This window comes from Janthinobacterium sp. AD80 (assembly GCF_002878455.1).
Classification (GTDB): domain Bacteria; phylum Pseudomonadota; class Gammaproteobacteria; order Burkholderiales; family Burkholderiaceae_D; genus Janthinobacterium.
The window spans coordinates 1-2160 of the sequence record NZ_NRDQ01000350.1 but is presented as its reverse complement, the minus strand read 5'-3'; the positions used below and the strand labels follow the sequence as shown (position 1 = coordinate 2160).

The window sequence follows — 2160 nt, the reverse complement described above, 5'->3', positions numbered from 1 at the left end:
CGCGCGGGCGCATGGTCACGACCGGCGCGCGGAACGGCACGCTGGCGGGAAACGCTTCAAAGGAATTGCTGTAGCCGTCACTATGCGCCGTGTGCTGCACGCGGCGCAGCACGAACGTGGCGTTCAGGGCCGCGACGAAATGGCCGGACAGCGCAAAGCGCGTGCCGGCCGCGAACGGATAGCAGTAGCTGTCCCCGCGCAGCACTTCGGCGCTGGCCTGGCCCGCTTCCACGCGCAGCTGCGCCAGGGCCTTGGCGGCGGCCACCGTCGGGTGGCCGCTGGCAAATTCATAGCTTTTTCCCTTGCCGCCCGTGGCCGCGTAACTGCCTTCGAGCGTGGTGTCCGGCGTGACGAAATCGTAGTCGTTGACGGTCATCTGCTGCAGCGCGATGCGGTGCTCGCTGGCGAAGCGCGTCACCGTGTCGAGCGGGCGCTGCATGCCCGTGTCGGGCCAGAAGCGGGCCTTGGCAGCGCCTGGGCAATCGGCGAAATGGGCGGGCGCGTCGGCCAGCACCATGGTGTGGCCGCTGCTGCTGAAAGTGAAAAAGTAGCAGATGCCCGCCTGTTCCATCAGGCGCGAGATGAAATCGAAGGCCGTCTCGTCGTACTGCACGCAGTATTCGCGCACGGCATAGGTGCCCGCCAGCTTGGAATCGAATTTCACGCCAAAGCTGGTCAGCACGGCCTTGATGACGGCGTCCACGCCCTGGTTCGGGAAGATCTTGCGGTCGCGCGCGAGGGTCAGCAGCCACAGGGCCGGCGCCAGTTCCGCCTCGTAGGTGGCGAAATCGCGGTCCTGCCCGCTCTGGATAAAGCGCGTAACGATGCCGCTCACATAGCGCGATGGCCCGTCCGGCAGCGCGATGGTCACCGTCATGTCCTTGCCGACCACGGCGGCGGCGCTCAAACTGGTGCTGGGCGAGCGCATGTGCAGGCTGAAGCGGAACAGCTCGGACAAGCCCTCGCTGCCCGTCATGCTGTCGAGCAGCAGGTCGTCGGCGCCCAGCGGCGAGGCCACGCGCAGCAGGCCTGTCTGCTTGAAACCGGCCTTCATGCGGCACCCCGCACGGGGCTGTCGCGGAAGCTGTAGGCGAACTGCTGACCCGAGCCCATGGCCATGTGCACGGCCGAAAAAGCCGAGGCCGTGGCGATGCGCTCGAGTACCAGGCCGGACAATTGCGGCAGGACCGTCTGCGTGAGGATGTAATCGATGTTGCGCGCGCCGCTGTCGACTTCCGTGCAGCGCGCCGTGATGGCGGCCGTCACGGCGTCGTCCCAGCTGAAGCGGGCATGGTGGTTGGCGGCAAAGCGCTCGGCCAGGCGCGCCAGCTTCATTTCAACGATGACGCTGATTTCCGCATCGCCCAGCGGGTAGTACGGCACCAGCACCACGCGGCCCAGGAAGGCGGGGCTGAACTGGCGCAGCAGGGCCGGACGCAATTGCGCCACCAGCGCCTCGGGATCGGGCAGGCGCTGGCCGCGCGCCTCATGGCAGGCGCGCGTGATGACATCCTGCGCCGCGTTCGACGTCAGCAGGATCAGGGTGTGCTTGAAGTCGATGCTGACGCCCTCGCCGTCTTCCATCGTGCCCTTGTCGAAGACCTGGAAGAACAGTTCCAGCACGTCGGGATGGGCTTTTTCCATTTCATCGAGCAGCACCACGCTGTACGGACGGCGGCGCACGGCTTCCGTCAGCACGCCGCCCTTGCCATAGCCGACATAGCCGGGCGGCGCGCCCTTTAAGCTGGAGATCGTGTGCGCTTCCTGGAATTCCGACATGTTAATCGTGATCATGTTGCGCTCGCCGCCATACAGCATGTCGGCCAGCGCGCATGCCGTCTCCGTCTTGCCCACGCCGCTGGGACCGACGAGCATGAATACGCCCACCGGCTTGCCCGGGTCGTCCAGTTCGGCGCGGAAGGTGCGCACGCGGCGCGCGATGGCGTCGAGCGCCTGGTCCTGCCCCACCACGCGCTCGCACAGGCGCTCATGCAATTGCAGCACCGTGTGCACTTCGTCGGCCAGCATCTTGCCGACAGGGATACCGGTCCAGCCCGAGATCACGCCCGCCACCATGGCCGAATCGACGCAGACGGGCACCATGGCTTCGTCGTCCTGGATGGCTTCGAGGCCCTTTTGCAAACGCTGCAGCTGGGCCGC

At 66.6% G+C, this 2160-nt stretch carries 2 protein-coding genes; both read right to left on the bottom strand.

The genetic code is table 11. The annotated features are described in order from the left end of the window. Positions 1-1054: type VI secretion system Vgr family protein (locus JaAD80_RS29355; RefSeq protein WP_146012630.1), on the bottom strand; the 1054-nt coding region annotated here is incomplete at its 3' end. Then, the coding region (locus JaAD80_RS29350) for an AAA family ATPase (RefSeq protein WP_146012629.1) at positions 1051-2160 on the bottom strand (1110 nt) is incomplete at its 5' end. The genes JaAD80_RS29355 and JaAD80_RS29350, both read right to left, overlap by 4 nt.